This is a genomic window from Pseudomonas sp. PDM03 (assembly GCF_014852385.1).
Classification (GTDB): Bacteria; Pseudomonadota; Gammaproteobacteria; order Pseudomonadales; family Pseudomonadaceae; genus Aquipseudomonas; species Aquipseudomonas migulae.
In genome coordinates this window covers 312,833-336,670 of record NZ_JACVBM010000003.1, presented here as the reverse complement: position 1 = coordinate 336,670, position 23,838 = coordinate 312,833, and the positions used below count along the sequence as shown (strand labels likewise).

Genomic DNA, 23,838 nt, shown 5'->3' with positions numbered 1-23,838 from the left:
TCACTGCTGAGAGTGTGGCACAAGATTGGCGTCATTTTATTGATCGGCGGCAGTTATTCGCCCGGCGGTCTCCCGGCTTTAATTGACGCTCCACCCCCAACCCTCTAACCTTCGCGGCTTGTTTCAGGTGCTCTGTGGCGTCGGTCGACAGAGTGAAACAGGGAAGCCGGTGAGTGCGCTCGTTCAATTCATGAACAACCACGATCCCGGCGCTGCCCCCGCAACGGTAAATGAGTGAAGGCTGCGCCTTGAGCCACTGTGTCGAATGTCGATATGGGAAGGCGCGCAGTCAGGCGAAACGCCGCTCATGAGCCCGGAGACCGGCCTGATCCATTCAGCGGCATCACGGTGGGCGATGCCAGGCTTCTTGCCGTCTATTCTTGTGCCTGCCCGCCGTTATCCAGCCTCAACGGAGAGCTCCCCCATGACTGATACTCCCGATCGTGACGAACGCCATCTGGCGCGCATGCTGCGCAAAAAAGCCGTGATCGACGAACGCATCGCCAATTCCCCGAATGAATGCGGCCTGTTGCTGGTGCTGACCGGCAACGGCAAGGGCAAAAGCAGCTCGGCCTTCGGCATGCTCGCCCGCTCGATGGGTCACGGCATGCAGTGTGGCGTGGTGCAGTTCATCAAGGGGCGCAGCAGCACGGGCGAAGAGTTGTTCTTCCGGCGCTTCCCGGAGCAGGTGCGTTTTCATGTGATGGGCGAGGGCTTTACCTGGGAAACCCAGGACCGCCAGCGTGACATCGCCGCCGCCGAAGCCGCGTGGGAAGTGTCCCGCGAACTGTTGCGAGATCCATCGATTGGCCTGGTAGTGCTCGATGAACTGAATATCGCCCTCAAACACGGCTACCTCGACCTCGATCAGGTGCTCAGCGACTTGCAGGCGCGCCCGCCGATGCAACACGTTGTCGTCACGGGTCGCGGCGCCAAGCCGGAAATGATCGAGCTGGCTGACACCGTCACTGAGATGGGCGTCATCAAGCACGCCTTCCAGGCCGGGATCAAAGCGCAAAAAGGCGTCGAGCTGTGAATCAACCACGTCATTGCCCGGCGGTCTTGATTGCCGCGCCGGCCTCCGGTCAGGGCAAGACCACCGTCACCGCCGCGCTGGCCCGTTTGCATCGCAATCAGGGACGCAAGGTGCGCGTGTTCAAATGCGGCCCGGACTTTCTCGACCCGATGATTCTCGAGCGCGCCAGCGGTGCGCCGGTGTATCAACTGGACATGTGGATGGTCGGGGAGCAGGAAAGTCGTCGATTGTTGTGGGAAGCCGCCGGTGAAGCGGATCTGATCCTGATCGAAGGTGTCATGGGCCTGTTCGACGGCACGCCGTCTAGCGCCGATCTGGCGCGGCACTTCGGTGTGCCGGTGCTCGGGGTGATCGACGGCACGGCGATGGCGCAGACCTTTGGTGCGCTGGCGCTGGGGCTGGCGAAGTATCAGCCGGACTTGCCGTTCGCCGGCGTGCTGGCCAACCGCGTGGGCACCTTGCGCCATGCGCAATTGCTTGAAGGCAGCCTGACCGAAGGTTTGCGCTGGTACGGCGCGTTGTCCCGGGAAACCGGGATCGAGCTGCCGAGCCGGCATCTTGGTCTGGTTCAGGCCAGCGAGCTGAATGACCTCGACCTGCGCCTCGACGCGGCGGCCGAATCGCTGGCCAACAGCTGCGACGTTACGCTGCCGCCGCCTGTGGAATTCGCCGCTCCAGAAGTGATCGCCGCCGAGCCGTTGCTGGCCGGTGTCCGAATCGCCGTGGCCCGTGATGAGGCGTTCGCTTTCACCTACGGCGCGAGCCTGGATTTGCTCCGGGCCATGGGCGCCGAATTGTCATTCTTCTCGCCGATCCGCGACACGCAATTGCCGGAGGCTGACAGCCTCTATCTGCCGGGCGGCTACCCGGAATTGCACCATGTGGCGCTGTCTCGCAATACTCAAATGCTCAACGCCATCCGCGCTCATCACGCGGCGGGTAAACCCTTGCTGGCCGAGTGTGGCGGCATGTTGTATTTGCTCGATTCGCTGACCGATGTCGAAGGCACGCGGGCGGAGCTGGTTGGTTTGCTGAGCGGTGATGCAGTGATGCAGAAACGATTGGCGGCGCTGGCGTTGCAGGCGGTTGACTTGCCGGAAGGTTCGCTGCGCGGGCACACCTATCACCATTCGTTGACCAGTACCGAGCTTGAGCCGATTGCTCGCGGCCTGAGCCCGAATGGCGGGCGTGGGGCGGAGGCGGTTTATCGTGAGGGGCGGATGACGGCTTCTTATGTGCATTTTTATTTTCCGTCGAATCCGACCGCGATTGCCGCGTTGCTGGCGCCTGACCTTCAGACCGCCATCGCTGGCAAGTCGGATCGCCGCACCGCAGCTCCTACAGTTGATCACCTAACCTCTGTAGGAGCTGGCTTGCCAGCGATGAGGCCATGACCGACAACGCCTTTTCGGAAGCCGAGCGCGATGCGGTCTATCGCGCAATCGCCGAACGCCGCGACATGCGCCACTTCAGCGGCGGCACCGTCGAGCCCGAGTTGCTCCGGCGCCTGCTCGACGCCGCGCACCAGGCGCCAAGCGTCGGCCTGATGCAGCCCTGGCGGTTCATCCGCATCAGCGACCGGGCCCTGCGCGGCAAGATTCAGTTGCTGGTGGAAGAGGAACGCATGCGCACCGCCGAAGCCCTCGGCGAGCGCACCGACGAATTCATGAAGCTGAAAGTCGAAGGCATCAACGACTGCGCCGAGGTGCTGGTCGCTGCGCTGATGGACGATCGCGAGCGGCACATCTTTGGCCGTCGCACCTTGCCGGAAATGGACATGGCGTCGTTGTCCTGTGCGATCCAGAACCTGTGGCTGGCATCCCGTGCCGAAGGACTCGGCATGGGCTGGGTCTCTCTGTTCGAGCCGCAAGCCCTGGCCGATCTGCTGGGTTTGCCCGCCGGGGCCAAGCCTTTGGCTGTTCTTTGCCTGGGCCCGGTCAAGGAATTCTATCCGGCGCCGATGCTGGTACTCGAAGGCTGGGCGCAAGCGCGCCCGCTCAGTGAAATGCTGTACGAAAATTATTGGGGAGTGAGTCAATGAGTGTGGCGTTGTTGAGTGTCGCCGCGGTTGCGCTGGATGCGCTGCTGGGTGAACCCAAACGCTGGCATCCGCTGGTGGCGTTCGGCCGTTTTGCCGACCGCATCGAGCAACGTTTCAATGGTGGCGGGCGCGGCTGGCGCAGCCACGGCGTCACGGCATGGGTGATTGCGGTGTTGCCGCTGACCTTGCTGGCCACGGCGTTTTCCTGGGCGCCTTACGTTGGCTGGATCGTCGAGATTCTCGCGCTCTATTGCGCCCTCGGCCTGCGCAGTCTCGGTGAACACGTCGAGCCGGTCGCCAAGGCCCTGCGCAGTGATGATCTGGAGGAGGCGCGCACACGCGTTGGCTATCTGGTCAGTCGCCAGACCAGCGAACTGGATCAAACCGAAGTGGCCCGTGCCGCTACCGAATCGGTGCTGGAGAACGGCAGCGACGCGGTGTTTGCTGCGCTGTTCTGGTTTGCCGTGGCCGGTGCGCCCGGCGTGGTGCTCTACCGATTGAGCAATACGCTGGATGCGATGTGGGGCTATCGCAACGAACGCTTCGAACGGTTTGGCTGGGCGGCGGCGAAAATCGACGACGTGCTCAACTACATTCCGGCGCGGCTGGTGGCATTGACCTACGCGCTGCTGGGCAAAACCCGACTTGCACTGAAATGCTGGCGCACCCAGGGCCCGACCTGGGACAGCCCGAACGCCGGTCCGGTGATGGCTGCGGGGGCCGGTGCGCTGGGTGTCGAGTTGGGCGGGGCGGCGATTTATCACGGCGAATTGCATCAGCGTCCGCAACTGGGCGAAGGCGTGCCGGCGGACGCCGACTCCATTGACCGTGGCTGGCAATTGGTCCAGCGCGGGGTATGGTTATGGCTGCTGATTCTCTGCGTGGGAGCTGAATTCTATGCTTGAACACGGTGGACGGCTGCGCAAGGCCGCGCTCGAATACGGCATCACCGAAGCCGATTGGCTTGACCTGTCCAGCGGCCTCGCGCCTTGGCCGTTTCCAGTCCCGGACATTCCGTTGCGCGCCTGGGCGCGGTTACCGGAAACCGATGACGGTCTGGAGCAGGCCGCCTGTGATTATTACGGCACCGCGCAGGTGTTGCCGGTGGCCGGTTCGCAAATGGCGATCCAGTTGCTGCCGCGTTTGCGACGGGTCGGCAAGGTTGGCGTGCTGTCGCCGTGTTACGCCGAGCACGCCGAAGCCTGGCGTCGCAACGGTTACATCGTGCGTGAAGTGCTGGAGCAGGAAGTCGACTTCTTCCTCGACAGTCTCGATGTGTTGGTGGTGGTCAATCCGAACAATCCAACGGGCTTGAGCCTGACCCCGAGTCGTCTGCTCGACTGGCATTCCAGGCTGGCGCAGCGCGGCGGCTGGCTGGTGGTCGACGAAGCGTTCATGGACAACACGCCGCAGCTGAGTCTGGCGCCATGTGCCCATATGGTGGGTTTGATCGTGCTGCGTTCCTTCGGCAAGTTTTTTGGACTGGCCGGGGTGCGCTTGGGCTTCGTACTGGCGGAGCGCAAGTTGCTCAAGTTGCTCGCCGAACAAGTCGGCCCCTGGGCCGTCAGTGGGCCGACCCGCGTGTTGGGACAAGCCTGCCTGCAGGATGCCGAAGGCCACGCCAGGCAGCGTCTGCGTACCGAAGAAGCCAGCAAGCGGCTGGCGCTGTTGCTTGAAGAACACGGCTTCAAACCTCAGGGCGGTTGCGCGTTGTTTCAATGGCTGGTGACCGAGTGCGCCGAGGAGCTGCATGAGTTCATGGCCCGGCGCGGCATCCTGCTGCGGTTGTTCACCCACAACAGCAGCCTGCGTTTCGGCCTGCCCGGCGAAGAAGCCGACTGGACCCGTCTCGCGCAAGCGTTTACAGATTACGCAAAGGAAAACCGATGACTACGCTGATGGTGCAAGGCACTACATCGGACGCCGGTAAAAGCACGCTGGTGACGGCGTTGTGTCGCTGGGTCACGCGGCAGGGCGTGTGCGTGGTGCCGTTCAAACCGCAGAACATGGCGCTCAACAGCGCCGTGACCGCTGACGGTGGCGAGATCGGCCGCGCGCAAGCCGTGCAGGCTCAGGCCGCCAACCTCGAACCGCACACCGACATGAACCCGGTATTGCTCAAACCCAACAGCGACACCGGCGCCCAGGTGATCATCCATGGGCGCGCCGTCACGACCATGAACGCGGTCGCCTATCACGACTACAAAGCCATCGCCATGCAAGCGGTGCTGGCCTCCCATGCGCGACTGAGCGCGGCGTATCCAGTGGTCATGGTCGAAGGCGCAGGCTCACCGGCCGAGATCAATCTGCGCGCCGGCGACATCGCCAACATGGGGTTCGCCGAGGCAGTGGATTGCCCTGTTGTATTGATCGCTGACATCAATCGCGGCGGGGTGTTCGCGCATCTGGTAGGCACCCTGGAACTGCTGTCGCCGAGCGAGCAGGCACGGGTCAAAGGCTTCATCATCAACCGTTTTCGCGGCGACATTGCCTTGCTGCAACCGGGCCTCGACTGGCTGGAAACGCGCACCGGCAAACCGGTGATTGGCGTTCTGCCGTACGTGATGGACCTGCACCTGGAAGCCGAGGACGGCATCGATCAGCGCCAGACCGACAAGGCCGATCAAGTGCTCAAAGTGGTGGTGCCGGTGTTGCCGCGCATCAGCAACCACACCGACTTCGATCCGCTGCGTCTGCACCCGCAAGTCGACCTGCAATTCATCGGCCCCGGCCAGGCGATTCCGCCTGCCGACTTGATCATTCTTCCTGGCTCGAAAAGCGTGCGTAGCGACCTTGCGTACCTGCGCGCCAATGGCTGGGAAACCGCCATCGCCCGCCATCTGCGCTACGGCGGAAAAGTCCTGGGTATTTGCGGCGGCCTGCAGATGCTCGGCGAGCAGGTGCATGATCCGTTGGGCCTTGAAGGTGCGCCGGGCTCCAGCGCCGGTTTGGGGTTGTTGGCGTTCGAAACGCAACTGGAAGAAGAAAAGCAGTTGCGCAATGTGCGCGGGCGTCTGGCGCTGGAAGATGCGCCGGTCAGCGGCTACGAAATTCATGCCGGCGTCACCACCGGCCCGGCATTGGAAAACGCCGCCGTGCAGCTGGACGATGGTCGTTGCGATGGTGCGCAAAGTGGCGACGGGCAGATTTTCGGCACGTACCTGCATGGCCTGTTTGAATCGCCGGCGGCGTGCAGTGCGCTGTTGCGCTGGGCGGGTTTGCAGGATGTGCAGGAAGTGGATTATCACGGGTTGCGTGAGCGAGATATCGAGCGGCTGGCGGATTTGGTGGAGAAGCATCTGGATACCCGACTGTTGCGTGAGCTCTGCGGGATTTGAGGTGGCTGTTCCGGCCTCATCGCCGGCAAGCCGGTCTCGCTCCCACATTGGATCTCAGGTGTTGCTCCATTTTGTGATCAATGCAATTCCCCTGTGGGAGCGAGCCTGCTCGCGAAGGCGTCAGTCGCTACACCAAAGATTTTAAGGAATGAACCATGCTGCAACTGATCCTCGGCGGCGCCCGTTCCGGCAAAAGTCGCCTGGCCGAAAAACTGGCAGCAGACAGCCAGCTCCCGGTGACCTACATCGCCACCAGCCAACCTTTGGACGGTGAAATGAGTGAGCGGGTCGCCCACCACCGCGCCCGTCGTCCAGCCGAATGGGCGTTGATCGAAGAGCCCGTTGAGCTGGCCCGCGTCCTGCGCGAAACCGCCCGTGCCGAGCGTTGCCTGCTGGTGGATTGCCTGACCCTGTGGATGACCAATCTGCTGATGCTCGACGACGTCGAGCGCCTGACAGCCGAACGCGAAGCCCTGCTGGACTGCCTGGCCGAACTGCCGGGTGAAATCATTTTTGTCAGCAACGAGACCGGAATGGGTGTCGTGCCGCTGGGCGAATTGACTCGCCGCTACGTCGATGAAGCCGGTTGGCTGCATCAAGCTTTGGCCGAGCGCTGTCAGCGAGTCGTCCTGACCGTCGCCGGCCTGCCCCTGACTCTGAAAGGAACTGCGTTATGACTCAATCCTGGTGGCTGAACCCGTGCAAGCCGATCGATGCCCAAGCCGTCGAGCAGGCTGAAGTCCGGCAACAGCAACTGACCAAACCGGCCGGCTCCCTTGGGCGGCTGGAGTCGGTGGCGGTGCAGTTGGCGGGATTGCAGGGGCAGGTCAAGCCGAGCCTGGATCAGCTGTGGATCGCGATTTTTGCCGGCGACCATGGCGTGGTCGCCGAAGGTGTGTCGGCGTTTCCCCAGGAAGTCACCGGGCAGATGCTGCACAACTTCGTCAACGGTGGCGCGGCGATCAGTGTGTTGGCGCGCCAACTCGGCGCGTCGCTCGAAGTGGTCGACCTCGGCACGGTCACGCCGTCGTTGAGTCTGCCGGGCGTGCGCCACTTGAACATCGGTGCCGGCACCGCGAATTTTGTCGACGGCCCGGCCATGACTCAAGCCCAGGGTGAACTCGCCTTGCAGGCCGGTCGCGACAGCGTGCAGCGCGCCATTGCGGCGGGCGCGCAGTTGTTCATCGGCGGCGAGATGGGCATCGGCAACACCACGGCGGCCAGTGCGTTGGCCTGTGCCTTGCTGGATTGTCCGGTGGTGCACTTGACCGGGCCGGGCACCGGCCTCAACGCGGCGGGTGTCAGTCATAAGGCTCAGGTCATCGAACGTGCCTTGGCCTTGCACAGCGCTCAGCGTGGCGATGCACTGCAAACCCTGTTCAACCTCGGCGGTTTTGAAATCGCCGCACTGGTCGGCGCATATCTGGCCTGTGCCCAGGAAGGCGTCGCGGTGCTGGTGGACGGGTTCATTTGCAGCGTCGCCGCATTGGTGGCGGTGCGCTTGAATCCGCAATGCCGCGAGTGGCTGTTGTTCGGGCATCGCGGTGCCGAGCCGGGTCATCGCCATGTGCTGGAAACCCTGAACGCCGAACCCTTGCTGGACCTCGGTCTGCGCTTGGGCGAGGGCAGCGGCGCTGCGTTGGCGGTTCCGTTGCTGCGCCTGGCGTGTGACCTCCACGGGCAAATGGCGACCTTCGCCGAAGCCGCCGTGGCGGACCGTCCGGCATGACCTTGCGCCTGGACCTGTTGCGTCACGGCGAAACCGAATTGGGCGGCGGTTTGCGCGGCAGCCTCGACGATGCACTGACCGCCACAGGCTGGGCGCAGATGCGCGCAGCGGTGGTCGCGCAGGGGCCATGGGATCGACTGGTCAGCTCGCCCTTGCAACGCTGTGCGCGGTTCGCCGAAGAACTTGGTGCGCAACTGGGTTTGCCAGTGCAGCTGGATAAAGATCTGCAAGAACTGCATTTCGGTGCCTGGGAAGGGCAGAGCGCAGCGGCGTTGATGGAAACGGATGCCGAGGCGTTGGGTTTGTTCTGGGCTGATCCCTATTCGTTTACACCGCCGCAGGGGGAGCGGGTCGAGGATTTTTCGACGCGAGTACTGGCCGCGGTCGGGCGTTTGCAGGCTGCCTGCGCGGGCGAGCGTGTGTTGCTGATCAGCCACGGCGGCGTCATGCGTTTGTTGCTGGCGCAGGCGCGGGGATTGCCGCGCGAGCAGTTGCTCAACGTTGAAGTGGGCCATGGTTCGCTGTTTTCGTTGAGCGTCGAACCCGGCGTCATTCTCAAGGAAGCGATCTGATCATGTTGCCGTTCTGGATCGCCCTGCAATTTCTGAGCAGCCTGCCGATTCGTCTGCCGGGCATGCCGGCACCGCAGGAATTGGGGCGCTCGCTGCTGTTTTATCCGCTGGTGGGGCTGCTGTTCGGCGGGATCTTGTGGGCGTTGAACTGGGTGTTGTCGGATACGCCGTTGTTGCTGCACGCGGCGTTGTTGTTGACGGCTTGGGTGTTGCTCAGCGGTGCGTTGCACCTCGACGGCCTGGCCGATAGCGCCGATGCGTGGCTCGGTGGTTTTGGCGATCGCGAGCGAACGCTGACGATCATGAAGGACCCGCGCAGCGGTCCGATAGCGGTGGTCACGCTGGTGTTGGTGTTGCTGCTCAAATTCGCGGCGTTGCTGGCATTGATTGAGCAGCAGCACAGCGTTTTCCTGATCATCGTTCCGTTGATTGGCCGTGCTGCGTTGCTGGGGTTGTTCCTGACTACGCCGTATGTGCGGGCAGGTGGCTTGGGGCAGGCGCTGGCCGATCATCTGCCGCGTCTGGCCAGCAAGCAGGTGCTGGCGGTCAGTGCACTGGGTTGCGTGTTGATCGCCGGGCTCAGCGGTGTTCTGGCGGTGGTGTTGGCGGGGCTGGTTTTCGTTTGGTTGCGGCAGGTGATGGTGCGGCGATTGGGCGGGACGACGGGTGATACGGCGGGGGCGTTGCTGGAATTGCTGGAGGTGGCGGTGCTGGTGGGTTTGGCGTTGGCCTGATGTTTATGTTTGGATTTGCCGGACCGCTATCGCGAGCAGGCTCACTCCCACAAGGGATCGCATTCCAATGTGGGAGCGAGCCTGCTCGCGATAGCGGTCTTACAGACACTTGTAACTTGATTTAACACACTCGCGGGTATATACACGCACCATGCTCGACTCTCAATGTTTATGCATCAACCTGCGTCGCGCCGCCCGTGGCGTCAGCAGGCACTACGACGGCGCTCTCGACGGCTTCGGAATCAACGTTGCCCAGTATTCTTTGCTGTGCAATCTGCAGCGTCTGAATGAACCGAGTATTTCCACCCTGGCGGAAGCCATGGGTCTGGACCGCAGCACTCTCGGGCGCAATCTGCGGGTATTGGAAGGTGATGGCCTGGTCATACTGGTCGAGGGCGAAGACATGCGTAATCGCATCGTCAGGTTGACCGAGGCCGGCGCTGAACGCCTGAAAGCGGCCTTGCCGGCCTGGGAGGCGGCGCAGCAGCGACTGGTTGATCGTCTGGGCGCCGAAAAACGCGAAATTTTGCTGAAGCTGCTGGACGAACTGGCCTGACGCCAGTTTTTCCGATCTTAAGCGGGTATATACCCGCTACCGGAGAATAAGAATGACATCGATGTGGCGTACTTGCGGTTGGGTTTTAGTGGGGAGTGCGCTGATCCTTGCGTTGTCTCTGGGCGTGCGACACGGCTTCGGGCTGTTTCTGGCACCGATGAGTGCCGAGTTCGGTTGGGGGCGTGAGACGTTTGCCTTTGCCATCGCCTTGCAGAACCTGATCTGGGGCCTGGCGCAGCCCTTTACCGGCGCGCTGGCCGACCGCTTCGGCGCGGCGAAAGTGGTGCTGATCGGCGGCGTGCTCTACGCAATGGGCCTGCTGTTCATGGGTTTATCCGATTCGGCAGTAACCCTGTCGCTGAGCGCGGGCCTATTGATCGGTATCGGGCTGTCGGGCACCTCATTTTCGGTGATCCTGGGCGTGGTTGGCCGCGTGGTACCCCCAGAGAAACGTAGCATGGGCATGGGTATCGCCAGCGCTGCCGGCTCTTTTGGCCAGTTCGCGATGGTACCGGGCACACTGGGTTTGATCGGTTGGCTCGGCTGGTCGGCGGCATTGCTGGCGCTGGGCCTGCTGGTCGCGCTGATCGTGCCGCTGGTGAGCATGCTCAAGGACAAGCCGTTGCCGGTCCTCGGTCACGAGCAGACCCTCTCCGAAGCCTTGCGCGAAGCCTGTTCCCATTCGGGATTCTGGCTGCTGTCGTTCGGCTTTTTTGTCTGCGGTTTCCAGGTGGTGTTCATCGGTGTGCACTTGCCGGCGTATCTGGTGGATCAGCATTTGCCCGCCACGGTCGGCACGACGGTGCTGGCGCTGATCGGGTTGTTCAACATCTTCGGTACTTACACAGCGGGCTGGCTCGGCGGGCGGATGTCCAAGCCGCGTTTGCTCACCGGTCTGTATGTGCTGCGGGCCGTGGTGATTGTCCTGTTTCTGTGGGCGCCGGTGACGACGACCACGGCGTATCTGTTTGGCATGGCCATGGGCTTCCTGTGGCTGTCGACGGTGCCGTTGACCAACGGCACTGTGGCGACCTTGTTCGGCGTAAGAAATCTGTCCATGCTCGGTGGGATCGTTTTCCTGTTCCACCAGCTCGGATCGTTCCTGGGTGGCTGGTTGGGTGGGGTGGTGTATGACCGAACCGGGAGTTATGACTTGATCTGGCAAGTAGCGATTCTTTTGAGCCTGTTGGCGGCTGCCTTGAATTGGCCAGTGCGTGAGCGGCCGGTGGCGCGCCTGCAAACCCGGATGAGCGCGACATGAACAGCCTCTGGCCACGAATCGCCGTGGCAGCGGGCGGCCTGTTGCTGCTGGCCCTGGCGTGGTGGGGCTGGCATCAGGGCGGGCTGGCGTTGATGCAATTGGGCATGGGCGCTTGCTAGCACGATGTGAGGGCGAGTAAGTTCATTGCAGACGACTTTTCAAGGAAGCATGGACATGCTGATGCGCTGGCTTGCCGTTCCCGCGTTACTCATGGCGTTTACCGGATTGGCTCAAGCGGCAGACGAGTGCCCTGAGCTTTTGCAAGGCTCGTTACCCAAGCTGCGGGCCAAGGAAACGATCGACCTGTGCCAGCGCTTCGCCGGCAAACCGCTGGTGGTGGTCAATACCGCGAGCTTTTGCGGTTTCGCCCCTCAGTTCAAAAGCCTGGAGGCGCTGAATCAGCGTTACAAGGGGCAGGGGCTGGAGGTGATCGGTGTGCCTTCCAATGACTTCAAGCAGGAATCCAAGGATGGTGCGGAAACCGCCAAGGTTTGCTACGTGAATTACGGCGTGACCTTCACCATGACCGAGACCCAGAAGGTTCGCGGTGATGATGCGATTCATCTGTTCCAGGTACTTGCCGCCCAAAGCGATGCGCCGAAGTGGAATTTCTACAAGTATGTGGTCGATCGCAAAGGCAAGGTGATCGCCAACTTCTCCAGCCTCACCACGCCTGACGATCCCGAATTCATCGCCGCCGTGGAAAAAGCCCTGGCTTCACAACCCTGATCGACGCCCACTAAAAAGCCCCGCCTCTGTAAAGAGCGCGGGGCTTTTTTGATTCAGGCGGCGAGGGGTTCAGGCTCGCCGTGAATCACATCAGAAGCGGTAGGTCGCACCAATGCCGAAACCGTTCGCCCAGTTTTCATACTTGGCGTTGTAGGTCTGGTTGCGAGGAGCACCGTTGCTGTTGTTGACCTTGACCGACTCTTCGCGCAGGTACGAATACGCTACGTCGATGGTCAGGTCGTCGGTCGGGCTCCAGCCAGCGCCCAGGCTGAAGATCTTGCGATCGCCAGTCGGAATGCGCGGGGAACGGTTTTCGTTGTTGGTCGGCGCCTGGTCGACGGACAGACCGGTACGCAGCACCCATTGCTTGTTCAACTGATAGGAGGCACCGATGGCGTGAGCCCAGGTGTCGTGCCAGTTCTGCTCTTCAGTGATCGTGCGAAGGCCGCGCGCTGCCAGAGCGGCAGGAACGCCTTCGTTCTCGACGGTGATTTCTTTCAGGCGGCTCCAGCGAGTCCAGGTGCTGCCTGCGTAGAGGGTCCACTTGTCGTCCAGCTGATGAGTGACCGAGAAGTCCACGGACTCAGGCGTGGTGATGTCCAGCGAAGCGTCGAACTTCTGGTTCGGGTTCTGGCCCAGCGCTGCGAGTACGCCGTAGTTGACCTTGGTGTCACCGTCCAGCTTGTACTTCACTTTCGAGTGATAGGTCAGGCCGAGGCGAGTGCTTTCGAGGGCTTGAACCATGATGCCGATGTTGTAGCCGATTGCGGTGTCGTCACCCTTGATCTTGACGGTACCGTCCGCTGCCTGCGGGTTCAGCGACAGGTTCGATTCCAGCTTGCCGTCGATGCGGTTGATGGTCGGACCGAAACCGATCGACACCTTGTCGTTGAAGGCGTAGCTGACGGTTGGCTGCAGGGTGACGATTTTGACTTCGCTCTTGCTGCCGAAGTACTTGCCGGCGAAGCCGTTCTCGTAGTCGGTCACCAGGCCGAATGGCGCGTAGACGCCGAAACCGACAGCCCACTGGTCATCGATTGGCTTTACGTAGTAGCCCATGGGTACGCCCATGAAAGGGACCATGTCACCTTTGTTGGTACCACTGTTCGGGCGGGAGCTTGCATCGCTGATGTCAGCGTGCGCGTCGATAAATGCAACACCACCGGTCACTTGTTCGCGCTTGAGGCGAGACATACCGGCAGGGTTGCCAAAAACGGTGGATGCGTCGTCGGCAGCAGAAGATCGCCCGGCAAAACCAGTGCCCATCCCACTGATGCTTTGTTCGTTGAGGGCAAAACCACTTGCGAAGATTTGGGTGGATGCCAAGGCAACGGCGAGGCTAAGGGTGGTTTTGAGCATTACTTTTTTCATTATTAGAACTCCTGGTGATCACCGGGGCGAAAATTACCAACATTTTCGTCCCAGCGCTATAGGCTGTATGGCTTGATTTAGAGCGGTTTTGTAGGACAATCAGACCAAAATCGCGACCAGTTGGGCGATCTTGTTAAGCGAGGGGTTTAGCAGGCGACTTGATTCAACGGTGATACACAGGTTTGCCAGGCGTAGGTGAAATCTCTCAGGCGTCCTTGAGGCTGGAAGGTCTGGCGCCAGATTCGGGCCATTCCCAGCAAGTCGTCTGCTTCGGGGAGGGGGGTGTTCTGTTCTTCGACCAGCAGCCACGCAATGGCTGTGGCGTATCGCAGGTTTACGGTCAATTCGAGGTGTGGGCCGCTGAGGAACGCATGCTGGCTGGCCAGTCCGCGCACCAGGCTCGCGCGTTCCGGATCAAGTGCGAGGTAATGGTCCCAGAGTGCCTGGTGGCGGGGTTCGGCGATTCGGTACAAGCCGTGTCCACGGCGGTCATGCAGGGCGGAACCAAGGGCTGACTGACTGGCGGCGATGCCCAGCAGCAGGGATTCGGCGGTCGCGCTATGGCGTCCCAGGTAGATCAGTGTCGGACGGATCACATAACGGCACAGTTCGCTGGCAGCGATACCCATAAAACCCTCGAACAAGAAGTGGTCGGCGAGTCCTGAACTTAGCGTTGGCAGCGGGTGGATCGACTCAGGCTCGCCGTAAGCGGTTCAAGCCGCTTGAGTTGAAGTGTAGTGTCATATTCGCGCTGTAAAGGTCTGTTTTTAAAATATTTCCGGCAGACAGTTATAACCGTTATATCGGTTTGTGCTTACGCGGCGGCTGCGAAAAGAGAAATATCGGGCAATAAAAAGACCCGTTTTTTAGGGGGGCTTTCGTTTGGGTACATATCCGTTTCTTCGGTAACGGCGGCTATTGGTTTCGCTTTTACAGCGAGTCACTTGGAAGAGCCCCAAGTAACCAAGGGCTCTTGCCCCTTTCGTTTGGTGCCTCGCTAATGCTCGGCATACCCTCGAGGGGGCGACTACCGCCACAGCCGCCGAGGCGGCCTGAAAGCCGACCTGGCTCTTTGGTGCACGCGTTCTCCTTCACTGCTGCGTTCACTCATTCCGGATATGTACACCGATCCCCTGTAGGAGCCGGCTTGCTGGCGATGGCGTCGGTCCAACCAATGCAAACGTCGACTGACCCACCACCATCGCCAGCAAGCCGGCTCCTACAGTTGATCGTATTTATCCAAACACATCTGCATTTCCCTTGTAGGAGCCAGCTTGCTGGCGATGGACGCCAACGATAACGCGGGCTGTCTGAATCAACGCGTTGCCCAGACGCTTTTCGCCGGCAAGCCGGCTCCTACAGGGAATCCCATACGCTTTTGCTTTTCACCACTCATCAGGCCGAGCGTTAGCTCGCCTTCCGCTTTTGATCTGAGCGCCCCCTCGAGAGGCCGAGTGGAGGTTCTGCGTAGTGGGCAACCCGGCATGGATGCCGGGTTAGCCGCCCCCGGCCAGGGATGGCCGATGGCGGCGGGCCCACGGAGCAGGACCGGAGCGAGGGCATGGCGAGCATTAGCGAGCCACCGAACGAAAGGGGCAAGAGCCCTTGGTTACTTGGGGCTCTTCCAAGTGACTCGCCGTAAGGGCGAAACCAATGTCAGCCGTGACCGAAGAAACGGATATGTACTCACCATCAAAACCCAACCAAAGCCCACACACAAACAACAGGCAATAAAAAGCCCCGCTTTTCAAGGCGAGGCTTTTGAGGTTTTCAGCGTTTCTGGCGTCTCAGGCAACCAGTGCCTGACGGGTACGCTCGATCACGGCCTGCAGCGGCTCGGCGCTGGAGTATTGATCGGGGTACAGGCGTTCGCTGTGACGAGCGATGCCGTGTTCGTTGACCAGAGTGAAGCTGAAGCAGCCTTTGCGAGCGGCCATGATCAGGCAGTTCATTGGTGCAAAAGCGTTGGTTAGGGTGCGAATGGCATCCTGGGTGTGGATTTGAGTAGTCATTAATGGGTGTTCCTACAAGCGACACGGATAAGAACCGTGCAAAATTAAAACGTTCCAGTGACGACGACCACCATTGGTCGAACGAAGAACCCGACTGGAACAAAGCAGCCAGTTTGAAGCGCTGATTAAGTTGGCGCGCTTGGGCTGGCAGGTAGGTACTTAGGAGGGCAGGCAACACATCAAGGGCAAAGGTTCTGGGCCCGGGGTGAAGATCCTGATCAATTTGCAGGCTGGTTCGGTCAGAGTAAGTGAGCTTCGCAACACCCTTTGCTTTCGATTCAAAGGCTGTGTTGGCGCAAGGTTTACCTGGAAACCATCGAGGTGGTCGATCCCGCTTGTTCGGTTGAGGCTTCCTTTGGGAAGGCTGACCGGGAGGATTTGTTCGACCAGAATTGACTTTCAGCTTGGTACTAACGCCGCGGATACTAACGGATTGAATTGCAGAAAGGAAGTGTGTTAGTCAAAAAACATCTCCCGTATGCCGCCATTCGTGTGCGGACTGGCGCTCACCAGCGGCCAGAGAGCGCCGGTTTCGCCCCGTAATGGCACAGATTCCGACCATCGGTCGTCGACGTTCGTCGGTTCGAAACCGGTCTGGATCATGGGTTCGCCAGGGTTTATCCCCAAGTGAGGTGAGAAAATGCGCCGAAAAAGCGCATGGATATAACTGCCTCGAAGGTACTTGTGCACATAAGTTGCGCGGACTGTCACCCCACTGTCATCTGCCCTTCAAACGTAGTGGGTGCCTGTAACCAAAATTTAAGTCAATGAAAAACATCGGTTTTTTTTACTGGTGAAAAAATCGTCAGTTTGACTGCGAGCCCCATTCCACAGGGCTTTGCGAGAGTTCAAGGGCGGTTGTCCACTGAGTTATCCACAGCTTCTGTGGATTGTCCCGAGCGCTTGCTCTAGGACGGGCGTGCCGGGTTTTTTTAGGCTTTACCTGTAAGAAAAAAAGAGTAGAGTGGCGCGCCTTCCGATCTGCCCCACAGTGCTTTATGAAGTTTCGCTCAGTACCAGCTTCCGCAACCTCGACACCTACCAGCGTCACCCCACCCAAGCGCTTTTCGATGCGTGTAGCCGAATGGCTGCTGGACAGCCCGCGCCTGGGCGAAAACCACAACGTCAAACATTTCGCCGGGCGTTTGCTCAAGCAGCCGGCGCGTGAAGGCGTGGTGGCCGCGCAGAGCCGTCTCGGTCAGTTGATGTGCCGCGAATGCGGGAATGCCCGGGACCGTCGTATCGGCCAGGACCTCTTGCGTCAGGCCGCGCGGGCCGGGGATCGGCGCGCTCAACAGGAACTCGGTCTGATCGAAGACTGAGCTGTCCAAGACCTGACACCTTGGTTAACCTTCAAGCTTTATCGAACGGGCAGGATTGGCTATGGCGATGGACTTGACCAGCATATTGCTCGGTCTGGCAGGTGCTGCACTGCCGTTGCTGGCATTGGCCTGGCAACTTCAGCGCCGTGCGAGCACCACGCAGTCAGAGGTTGCACTGCTGGAAGAGCGTCTAGCCATGGCCAACCTGGCACAGGATGGGTTGAATGCCCAGCTCGAAGCTGCTCGCGACGAAATCGCTGACCTGGGGCAGGCCAACGCCGCCAAGCAGGCAGACCTCGCGGCCTTGCGCCGTGAAGTCGAACTGCTGCAGATCGAGCGTGATGACGCCCGCGACGCCGCTCATGCCTGGAACATTGAGCGCGCCGGCAAAGACGTTGAGTTGCGTCGCCTGGACGCTCAAGCCGCCTCGCTGAATGCCGAGCTGCGTGAGCAACAGGAAAGCCATCAGCAGCGTCTCAGTGACCTGCAAGGCTCGCGGGACGAGCTGCGTGCCCAGTTCGCCGAGCTGGCCGGCAAGATCTTCGACGAGCGCGAGCAGCGCTTCGCCGAAACCAGTCAGCAGCGTTTGGGGCAGTTGCTCGATCCGTTGAAAGAGCGCATCCAGTCGTTTGAAAAACGCGTCGAGGAAAGCTATCAGGCCGAGGCGCGCGAACGCTTTTCGCTGGCCAAGGAGCTGGAGCGTCTGCAACAGCTGAACCTGCGCCTGAGCGACGAAGCGACCAACCTGACCCGCGCCTTGAAAGGGCAGAAGACCCAGGGTAACTGGGGTGAGCTGATTCTCGAACGGGTGCTTGAGCACGCCGGTCTGGAGAAGGGCCGCGAGTATCAGACCCAGGTCAATCTCAAGGGCCCGGACGGCGAGCGGTTCCAGCCGGACGTGATCATCTATCTGCCGGGCGACAAGCAGGTGGTAGTCGACTCCAAGGTCAGCCTGACGGCCTATCAGCAATACGTGGCGGCCGAAGACGATGCCATCGGCCAGATCGCCATCAAGCAGCACGTGCTGTCGCTGCGCAACCACGTCAAAGGTCTGGCCGGCAAGGATTACAAACGGCTCGACGGCTTGCACAGCCTGGATTTCGTCTTGCTGTTCGTGCCCATCGAAGCGGCGTTTTCCGCGGCGTTACAGGCGGAGCCAACGCTGTTTCAGGAAGCGTTCGATCGCAACATCGTGATCGTCAGCCCGACCACGTTGCTGGCCACCCTGCGTGTCATCGACAGCCTGTGGAAGCAGGAACGGCAGAGTCAGAACGCCCGGGAAATCGCCGAGCGGGCAGGGTGGCTGTACGACAAGTTCGTGTTGTTCATTCAGGACCTGGATGAAGTCGGCAATCGCTTGCAGCAACTGGACAAGGCCTACAGCTCTGCGCGCAACAAGCTGACGGAAGGCCGTGGCAATCTGGTCAGCCGCAGCGAGCAGCTCAAGTTGCTCGGCGCGCGGGCCAGCAAGAGTCTGCCGGCGGACCTGTTGGAGCGGGCGATGACGGATGTCGATGGCCTGGTCGAGTTGCCCGAGTAATCTCAAAAGCATCGCCGGCAAGCCAGCTCCTACATTCGACCGAGTTCTAGACTGTAGGAGCCGGCTTGCCGGCGATGGCGTCCGTCAAAACACCACATCACTAAAAATCTGCCGATCTACAACGGCAAATGCCGACTCAACAACGCCCGCAACGCCGCCGGTTTCACCGGTTTGGCCAGGTAATCCAGCCCCGCCGCATGCACCTGCGCCACCGTCTCGGGGTGCCCGTCGGCGCTGATCACCACGCCTGGCACCGGCTCGCCCAAACGGGTGCGCAGCCACGCCATCAACTCGGTCCCGGTCTCGCCATCGTCCAGGTGATAATCCACCAGCGCCAATTGCGGACGTACGCCATCGCTGAGCAACGCCGCGCATTCGTCGCGATTGCGCGCTGTCCAGACCTGACAACCCCAGCGGGTCAGCAAACTGTTCATGCCTATCAGGATGCTGTCCTCGTTGTCGATGCACAGCACCTGCGCGCCGCTCAGGAGTTTGCCGTTGAGTTCGGTGACGTTGGCCGGCGCCGCGATTTGCGCCTGAGCCAACGGCACGCTGACGCTGAACACGCTGCCGCGCCCCGGCCAGGAACGTACTTGCAAGGTGTGGCCCAGAACGCGACACAGCCCGTCAGCAATCGCCAGGCCCAGCCCCAGGCCTTTCTCGGCACGGGTCTGGTGGCTGTCGAGGCGTTTGAATTCCTCGAAAATCACTTTCAGTTTGTCTTCCGGGATCCCCGGGCCACGGTCCCAGACCTCCAGGCACAGTTCACCCTTGTGCCGGCGAACCCCTAAAAGCACTGGCCCCTTGGCGTAGCGAAAGGCGTTGGTCAGGAAGTTCTGCAAGATCCGTCGTAACAGTTTGATGTCACTGTCGACCCGCAGCGTACTGCCGCGAACGCGGAATTTGAGCCCCTGGTCCCGGGCCAGCGCCTTGAATTCCGCGCCAAGAATATCGAACAGCTCATTGAGCACGAACGGTTTCGGCTCCGGGTTGATCTTGCCGTTTTCCAGGCGGGAAATGTCCAGCAAATCGCTGATCAGGTCTTCGGCCGAGCGCAGTGATGAATCCAGGTGATGAACCAGTTTCTGCGCTTCGCTGGACAAGCCATCGTCCTGATGGGACAGGGCCGCAGAAAACAGTCGGGCGGCGTTCAGCGGTTGCATCAGGTCGTGGCTGACCGCCGCGAGAAAGCGGGTTTTCGACTGGTTGGCCGACTCGGCGGTGCCCTTGGCTTCGGTCAGGGCCACGTTGAGTTGCGACAGCTCGTGGGTGCGCTCGGTGACCCGTCGCTCCAGGCCTTCGTTGGCTTCGGTCAGCGCCTGTTCGGCCTCGCGGAACGCGGTGATGTCGGTGAAGCTCATGACAAAACCGCCGCCCGGCATCGGGTTGCCGATCAGCTCGATCACACGGCCATTGGGGAAAAGTCTTTCAGAAGTGTGGGCACGGCCCTGACGCATCCAGTGCAATCGGCGTGCGACGTGCACTTCAGCTTCACCCGGCCCGCACAGACCACGCTCGGCGTTGTAGCGAATGATGTCGGCAATCGGCCGGCCGACGCTGATCAAGCCATCCGGGTAATTGAACAGTTCCAGATAACGCCGGTTCCACGCCACCAGCCGCAGCGACTGGTCGACCACGCTGATGCCCTGGGTGATGTTCTCGATCGCGCCTTGCAGCAAGGCACGGTTGAATTGCAGCACTTCCGAGGCTTCGTCGGCGATGCGCACGACGTCCTCAAGTTGCATTTCCCGACCTTCGATGGCGGCTTTTACCACCGCCCGCGTCGAAGAAGCACCCAATACACCGGCCAGCAAACGTTCGGTATGGGCGATCCACTCGCTGTCGGCGTTCTGGTTGGGGTTGAAGCCTTTGCCCTGGCGATAGGCAAAACGGATGAAGCTCTGACGGGCGCGTTCTTCACCGACAAACCGTGCCGCGAGTTGCAGCAGATCTTCGATTTGCACCGCCAGCATTGAACGCGCGCTGGGGCGGGCACTGATTTCCTGGCCGATGAAACGCCCGGCCTGCCAGTGCTCCGAAACCCTTGTGCGTGACAGCACCGACACCCAGGCAAACAGCGTGAAGTTGGCCGCCAGCGACAACACCACGCCTTGGGTCAGCGGGGTGAGCGGCAGGTTCAGCGGATTGCTGTGCAACCACGCCAGCCCGGGGAACGTGCTCAACGACACGCCGAGGCTGTGCGCGGCAATCGGTAGAATCAGCGTGTAAAACCACAGGAACGTACCAGCGGCGAGGCCGGCGAACACGCCACGGCGGTTGGCCTGTTTCCAGTACAGCGCGCCAAGCATGGCCGGGGCCAGTTGGGTCACAGCGGCAAAGGCGATCTGGCCGATGGTCGCCAGGCTCGCGGTCGAGCCCAGCAGTCGATAGCTGACGTACGCCAGCAGCAAAATCACCACGATGCTGACGCGGCGTACCGAGAGCATCCACTGGCGGAACACTTCGAACGGCCGCTCGGCGTTGTTGCGACGCAGCAGCCACGGCAGCAGCATGTCATTGGAGACCATGGTCGACAGCGCCACGCTGGCAACAATCACCATGCCGGTCGCCGCCGAAGCACCGCCGATAAAGGCCAGCATCGCCAGTGCGGGATGGGCTTGGGCCAGTGGCAGGCTGATCACAAAGGAATCCGGCAACACTGAACTTGGCAGCAGCATCTGGCCGGCCAGTGCGATCGGCACGACAAACAATGCCGCCAACGCGAGGTACGCCGGAAACACCCACTTGGCCAGGCGCAAATCCTGCGGGTCGATGTTTTCCACCACGGTCACGTGGAACTGCCGGGGCAGGCAGATGATCGCCATCATCGCCACGCCGGTCTGCACCACCATCGATGGCCAGTTGATGGTTTCCTTCCAGTAGGCTTCGAGGCGTGGGGCGAGCATGGCTTGGTCAAACAGGTCGTCGAAACCGTCGTACAGGCCGTAGGTCACGAACGCACCCACCGCGAGAAACGCGAACAGCTTGACCAGGGACTCGAACGCAATCGCCAGCACCATGCCGCGGTGGTGTTCGGTGGCGTCGAGGTTGCGCGTACCGAAGACGATGGTAAACAACGCCAGCACCAGCGACACAATCAGCGCCGTGTCCTGGGCGCGGGTGCCCATGGCGTCGGCACCGGCACCGATCAACAGGTTCACTCCGAGCACGATGCCTTTGAGTTGCAGTGCAATGTAGGGCAGCACGCCGACCAGGCAGATCAGCGCCACGACAATCGCCAGTGACTGGGATTTGCCGTATCGGGCGGCGATGAAGTCGGCAATGGAGGTGATGTTCTCCTGCTTGCTGATCATCACCATTTTTTGCAGGACCCACGGCGCGCAGACCAGCAGCAGGATCGGCCCGAGGTAGATCGGCAGGAACGACCAGAGTTGTTCGGCGGCCTGGCCGACGGCACCGAAGAACGTCCAACTGGTGCAATAGACCGCCAGCGACAGGCTGTACACCCAGGCGCGCACTCGCGGCGGCAGCGGCGCGCTGCGACGGTCACCGTAGAAGGCGATGGCGAACATGATGGCCATATAGGCCAGGGCGACGGCGGCGATCAGCCCGCTGGACAGCGACATGGAAACTCCAGACAAAAGACACACGGGACGACAGCCCGGACAGACAGTCTCGCACGACCGTCCGCGTTAGTCAGTGTCGACCAAGGTCGCGGAGCGGCGGGGTGTCGCAGGGTTGTTCTTGTAGGAGCGTGGCTTGCCCGCGAAGGCGTCATCACTGACTGAACGCAATCTCGATCAACCGATGCAACTCCTCAACCTCGAGCGGCGCCGGTGAAAACAGAATGCGAAACACCGTAGGCGCCGCCATCAGATTGATCAGCCGATCAACACCCGGTTTCGGCTGATCCGGATAACGATCCAGAATCATCTGCAACTGTCCGCCAATGATCGTCACGCAAAGGCCCGGCGTGGGGCTCGATTGCACATCGCGCAGCATGTTGCGGCCAGGTTCGGAGCTCATCTCGTCCAGATACTGCTCGGCCCAGGCCTGCACATCCCCGCGCAGGCTACCGGTGTTGGCAGGCTCGCTGTCGGGTTGCATGCGCGCCAGGGCGACATCCGCCAGCAGCGCCGACAGATCGCCCCAACGCCGATAGATGGTCGACGGCGTAACCCCCGCGCGAGCCGCGATTTGCGGGACGGTCACGGTGGAACGGTCCTGTTCTTCGAGGAGCGCACGGACTGCCGAATGAATCGACTCTTGCACCCGGGCACTGCGGCCGCCGGGGCGTAAACCTTCTTTAATAGCCATGGAACGGACCTTAACACAAAGAATTTGCTTTAAGCGCAGACGAGTAGCACACTCCGTAAAAGCAAAAAGTTAGCTTTTGCGGAGTGTGCGCATGTCGAGTTCTGTTTCAAACCGTTCAACCCTGTGGTTTCTGGCGATCACTTTACTGAGTTTTCTCGCCGCTTCCACGGCGCCGACGCCGTTGTATCACTTGTATCAGGAGCAGCTGCATTTCTCGGCAGCAACCTTGACCGTGATTTTCGGCATCTACGCCATCAGTCTGCTGGTGGCGCTGCTGACGGTCGGTTCGCTCTCGGACTATCTGGGACGCAAGCCGGTCATTTTCAGCGCCGTCCTGCTGAACCTGCTGGCGATGCTGCTGTTTATCAATGCCGACAGTGTGGCGTGGTTGATCGGCGCGCGAGTGCTTCAGGGGTTCGCGACCGGGATGGCCACCGCCGTATTGAGCGCCGCGCTGCTGGACACCGATCGCCAGCAGGGGCCGCTGATCAACAGTGTCGCGCCGCTGCTTGGTATGGCGGTTGGTGCCGTGGGGTGCGGCTTGCTGGCCGAGTTTGCGCCGCTGCCGCTGCAGCTCACTTATTGGGTGTTGTTCGCGCTTTTTGTGATGCAGGCGCTGTATGTCTGGCGCCTGCCGGAAAGCGTCAGTTCGCAACCGGGGGCATGGGCCTCGTTGCGTCCGACCCTGCATGTGCCGACCCAGGCTCGCTCGACCTTGTGGCGAGTGTTGCCGCTGAATATCGCGACCTGGGCGCTCGGCGGTTTTTATGCCTCGCTCGGCCCTTCGTTGTTGCGCACGGCCACCGGTTCCACCTCGAACTTGATGGGGGGAGCGGCAGTCGCCGCACTGACGCTGACCGGCGCGCTGATGATCTTCACCCTGCGCAACCGGCCCGCCGCCAAGGGACTGTTGCTGGGCGGCACGTTACTGCCTATCGGCCTCGTGTTGCTGTTGCTGGGCGTGCACAGCGCCAGCCTGCCATTGTTTTTCCTCGGCACGCTGGTGGCCGGTTGCGGATTCGGTGCCGGTTTCCTCGGCGCGGTGCGCAGTCTGGTTCCGCTGGCGCAGCCCCATGAGCGGGCCGGGTTGATGTCGGCGTATTACGTGCTCAGTTACCTGGCGTTCTGCTTGCCGTCGTTGCTGGCGGGGAATCTGACGCGCACGTTTGGCCTGGTGGCGACCACCGATGGTTATGGTGCCGTGCTGATTGTCCTGTCGGTCGGTGCGTTGCTGGCGTTGATGCGGCCGCGCTCTGCCGACGTGTGCAGCGCGACCGGTCATCCATAAAAAACGCGGCGCCGTTCAAGGCGCCGCGTTT

Annotated in this window: 22 protein-coding genes and 1 riboswitch; of the genes, 17 read left to right on the top strand and 5 right to left on the bottom strand. The window is 61.2% G+C overall.

The window, feature by feature from the left end; translation table 11 throughout:
* Positions 1-108: 108 nt before the first annotated feature.
* A riboswitch (cobalamin riboswitch) is annotated at positions 109-344 on the top strand.
* 80 nt (positions 345-424) lie between these two features.
* The 14 genes from cobO (at position 425) to IB254_RS08270 (ending at position 11,996) form a co-directional block, all read left to right on the top strand.
* Positions 425-1,036 carry a cob(I)yrinic acid a,c-diamide adenosyltransferase gene (gene cobO, locus IB254_RS08330; protein WP_008033559.1) on the top strand — a complete coding sequence of 204 codons (612 nt, stop codon included), beginning with the start codon at positions 425-427 and terminating at the stop codon, positions 1,034-1,036.
* Complete coding sequence (locus tag IB254_RS08325; RefSeq protein WP_192416987.1) at positions 1,033-2,430, top strand: cobyrinate a,c-diamide synthase; 1,398 nt, start codon at positions 1,033-1,035, stop codon at positions 2,428-2,430. The genes cobO and IB254_RS08325 overlap by 4 nt, the downstream gene beginning before the upstream one ends.
* Entirely contained in the window at positions 2,427-3,077 is a 651-nt protein-coding gene (gene bluB, locus IB254_RS08320) for a 5,6-dimethylbenzimidazole synthase (RefSeq protein ID WP_192416986.1), read from the top strand. Before IB254_RS08325 ends, bluB begins: the two co-directional genes overlap by 4 nt.
* Positions 3,074-3,982, top strand: a complete 909-nt coding sequence (gene cbiB / locus IB254_RS08315) for an adenosylcobinamide-phosphate synthase CbiB (protein ID WP_008033562.1) — start codon at positions 3,074-3,076, stop codon at positions 3,980-3,982. The genes bluB and cbiB overlap by 4 nt, the downstream gene beginning before the upstream one ends.
* Positions 3,975-4,967, top strand: coding sequence for a threonine-phosphate decarboxylase CobD (cobD, locus tag IB254_RS08310; protein ID WP_192416985.1), 993 nt, complete (start codon positions 3,975-3,977; stop codon positions 4,965-4,967). Before cbiB ends, cobD begins: the two co-directional genes overlap by 8 nt.
* Complete coding sequence (locus IB254_RS08305) at positions 4,964-6,415, top strand: cobyric acid synthase (RefSeq protein ID WP_192416984.1); 1,452 nt, start codon at positions 4,964-4,966, stop codon at positions 6,413-6,415. The genes cobD and IB254_RS08305 overlap by 4 nt, the downstream gene beginning before the upstream one ends.
* A gap of 155 nt (positions 6,416-6,570) precedes the next feature.
* The gene (cobU, locus tag IB254_RS08300; RefSeq protein ID WP_192416983.1) at positions 6,571-7,092 is read left to right on the top strand and encodes a bifunctional adenosylcobinamide kinase/adenosylcobinamide-phosphate guanylyltransferase; all 522 of its coding nucleotides are present in this window, start codon (positions 6,571-6,573) and stop codon (positions 7,090-7,092) included.
* Entirely contained in the window at positions 7,089-8,144 is a 1,056-nt protein-coding gene (cobT, locus tag IB254_RS08295; protein ID WP_192416982.1) for a nicotinate-nucleotide--dimethylbenzimidazole phosphoribosyltransferase, read from the top strand. The genes cobU and cobT overlap by 4 nt, the downstream gene beginning before the upstream one ends.
* Entirely contained in the window at positions 8,141-8,716 is a 576-nt protein-coding gene (gene cobC, locus IB254_RS08290) for an alpha-ribazole phosphatase family protein (protein ID WP_192416981.1), read from the top strand. Before cobT ends, cobC begins: the two co-directional genes overlap by 4 nt.
* Positions 8,717-8,718: 2 nt before the next feature.
* A complete protein-coding gene (locus IB254_RS08285) occupies positions 8,719-9,450 on the top strand; it encodes an adenosylcobinamide-GDP ribazoletransferase (RefSeq protein WP_192416980.1) in 732 nt (243 codons plus the stop codon).
* 151 nt (positions 9,451-9,601) lie between these two features.
* On the top strand, positions 9,602-10,006 hold the full coding sequence (locus IB254_RS08280; RefSeq protein ID WP_192416979.1) for a MarR family winged helix-turn-helix transcriptional regulator: 405 nt from the start codon (positions 9,602-9,604) through the stop codon (positions 10,004-10,006).
* A 52-nt stretch (positions 10,007-10,058) separates the two neighbouring features.
* A complete protein-coding gene (locus IB254_RS08275; RefSeq protein WP_008033572.1) occupies positions 10,059-11,267 on the top strand; it encodes an MFS transporter in 1,209 nt (402 codons plus the stop codon).
* Positions 11,264-11,386 carry a hypothetical protein gene (locus IB254_RS29650; protein ID WP_008033574.1) on the top strand — a complete coding sequence of 41 codons (123 nt, stop codon included), beginning with the start codon at positions 11,264-11,266 and terminating at the stop codon, positions 11,384-11,386. The genes IB254_RS08275 and IB254_RS29650 overlap by 4 nt, the downstream gene beginning before the upstream one ends.
* Before the next feature lie 61 nt (positions 11,387-11,447).
* Positions 11,448-11,996 carry a glutathione peroxidase gene (locus IB254_RS08270; RefSeq protein ID WP_411736630.1) on the top strand — a complete coding sequence of 183 codons (549 nt, stop codon included), beginning with the start codon at positions 11,448-11,450 and terminating at the stop codon, positions 11,994-11,996.
* Positions 11,997-12,086: 90 nt separating this feature from the next.
* On the opposite strand, the gene IB254_RS08265 is transcribed toward IB254_RS08270, so the two are convergent.
* From IB254_RS08265 to IB254_RS08255, 3 genes are all read right to left on the bottom strand, one after another.
* Complete coding sequence (locus tag IB254_RS08265) at positions 12,087-13,367, bottom strand: OmpP1/FadL family transporter (RefSeq protein WP_192416978.1); 1,281 nt, start codon at positions 13,365-13,367, stop codon at positions 12,087-12,089.
* Between the two features lie 146 nt (positions 13,368-13,513).
* Positions 13,514-13,996 (bottom strand): hypothetical protein, encoded by a 483-nt coding sequence (locus IB254_RS08260; RefSeq protein WP_008033583.1) that lies wholly within the window; start codon positions 13,994-13,996, stop codon positions 13,514-13,516.
* Positions 13,997-15,154: 1,158 nt separating this feature from the next.
* Entirely contained in the window at positions 15,155-15,379 is a 225-nt protein-coding gene (locus IB254_RS08255) for a hypothetical protein (RefSeq protein ID WP_008031832.1), read from the bottom strand.
* A gap of 998 nt (positions 15,380-16,377) precedes the next feature.
* Between IB254_RS08255 and IB254_RS08250 the strand changes: the two genes are divergently transcribed.
* On the top strand, positions 16,378-16,701 hold the full coding sequence (locus tag IB254_RS08250; RefSeq protein WP_192416977.1) for a sel1 repeat family protein: 324 nt from the start codon (positions 16,378-16,380) through the stop codon (positions 16,699-16,701).
* Between the two features lie 175 nt (positions 16,702-16,876).
* Complete coding sequence (gene rmuC, locus IB254_RS08245) at positions 16,877-18,241, top strand: DNA recombination protein RmuC (protein ID WP_177318191.1); 1,365 nt, start codon at positions 16,877-16,879, stop codon at positions 18,239-18,241.
* Between the two features lie 116 nt (positions 18,242-18,357).
* Here rmuC and IB254_RS08240 read toward each other — a convergent pair whose 3' ends face one another.
* Together IB254_RS08240 and IB254_RS08235 are read right to left on the bottom strand one after the other, a co-directional pair.
* Positions 18,358-21,828 (bottom strand): hybrid sensor histidine kinase/response regulator, encoded by a 3,471-nt coding sequence (locus tag IB254_RS08240; RefSeq protein WP_008031826.1) that lies wholly within the window; start codon positions 21,826-21,828, stop codon positions 18,358-18,360.
* Positions 21,829-21,979: 151 nt separating this feature from the next.
* On the bottom strand, positions 21,980-22,519 hold the full coding sequence (locus IB254_RS08235; RefSeq protein ID WP_008031824.1) for a TetR/AcrR family transcriptional regulator: 540 nt from the start codon (positions 22,517-22,519) through the stop codon (positions 21,980-21,982).
* A 91-nt stretch (positions 22,520-22,610) separates the two neighbouring features.
* On the opposite strand from IB254_RS08235, the gene IB254_RS08230 reads away from it, so the two are divergent.
* Positions 22,611-23,807 (top strand): MFS transporter, encoded by a 1,197-nt coding sequence (locus IB254_RS08230; RefSeq protein ID WP_192416976.1) that lies wholly within the window; start codon positions 22,611-22,613, stop codon positions 23,805-23,807.
* The last annotated feature ends 31 nt before the right edge of the window (positions 23,808-23,838 follow it).

Coding starts and splice junctions, on each gene's coding strand:
- cobC (WP_192416981.1), top strand. CDS start 8,141: ATGACCTTGCGCCTGGACCTGTTGCGTCACGGCGAAACCGAATTGGGC.
- IB254_RS08275 (WP_008033572.1), top strand. CDS start 10,059: ATGACATCGATGTGGCGTACTTGCGGTTGGGTTTTAGTGGGGAGTGCG.
- IB254_RS08305 (WP_192416984.1), top strand. CDS start 4,964: ATGACTACGCTGATGGTGCAAGGCACTACATCGGACGCCGGTAAAAGC.
- IB254_RS08285 (WP_192416980.1), top strand. CDS start 8,719: ATGTTGCCGTTCTGGATCGCCCTGCAATTTCTGAGCAGCCTGCCGATT.
- IB254_RS08235 (WP_008031824.1), bottom strand. CDS start 22,519: ATGGCTATTAAAGAAGGTTTACGCCCCGGCGGCCGCAGTGCCCGGGTG.
- IB254_RS29650 (WP_008033574.1), top strand. CDS start 11,264: ATGAACAGCCTCTGGCCACGAATCGCCGTGGCAGCGGGCGGCCTGTTG.
- IB254_RS08260 (WP_008033583.1), bottom strand. CDS start 13,996: ATGGGTATCGCTGCCAGCGAACTGTGCCGTTATGTGATCCGTCCGACA.
- IB254_RS08255 (WP_008031832.1), bottom strand. CDS start 15,379: ATGACTACTCAAATCCACACCCAGGATGCCATTCGCACCCTAACCAAC.
- IB254_RS08280 (WP_192416979.1), top strand. CDS start 9,602: ATGCTCGACTCTCAATGTTTATGCATCAACCTGCGTCGCGCCGCCCGT.
- IB254_RS08230 (WP_192416976.1), top strand. CDS start 22,611: ATGTCGAGTTCTGTTTCAAACCGTTCAACCCTGTGGTTTCTGGCGATC.
- cobT (WP_192416982.1), top strand. CDS start 7,089: ATGACTCAATCCTGGTGGCTGAACCCGTGCAAGCCGATCGATGCCCAA.
- IB254_RS08250 (WP_192416977.1), top strand. CDS start 16,378: ATGAAGTTTCGCTCAGTACCAGCTTCCGCAACCTCGACACCTACCAGC.
- cobU (WP_192416983.1), top strand. CDS start 6,571: ATGCTGCAACTGATCCTCGGCGGCGCCCGTTCCGGCAAAAGTCGCCTG.
- IB254_RS08240 (WP_008031826.1), bottom strand. CDS start 21,828: ATGTCGCTGTCCAGCGGGCTGATCGCCGCCGTCGCCCTGGCCTATATG.
- cbiB (WP_008033562.1), top strand. CDS start 3,074: ATGAGTGTGGCGTTGTTGAGTGTCGCCGCGGTTGCGCTGGATGCGCTG.
- cobD (WP_192416985.1), top strand. CDS start 3,975: ATGCTTGAACACGGTGGACGGCTGCGCAAGGCCGCGCTCGAATACGGC.
- cobO (WP_008033559.1), top strand. CDS start 425: ATGACTGATACTCCCGATCGTGACGAACGCCATCTGGCGCGCATGCTG.
- bluB (WP_192416986.1), top strand. CDS start 2,427: ATGACCGACAACGCCTTTTCGGAAGCCGAGCGCGATGCGGTCTATCGC.
- IB254_RS08270 (WP_411736630.1), top strand. CDS start 11,448: ATGCGCTGGCTTGCCGTTCCCGCGTTACTCATGGCGTTTACCGGATTG.
- IB254_RS08265 (WP_192416978.1), bottom strand. CDS start 13,367: ATGAAAAAAGTAATGCTCAAAACCACCCTTAGCCTCGCCGTTGCCTTG.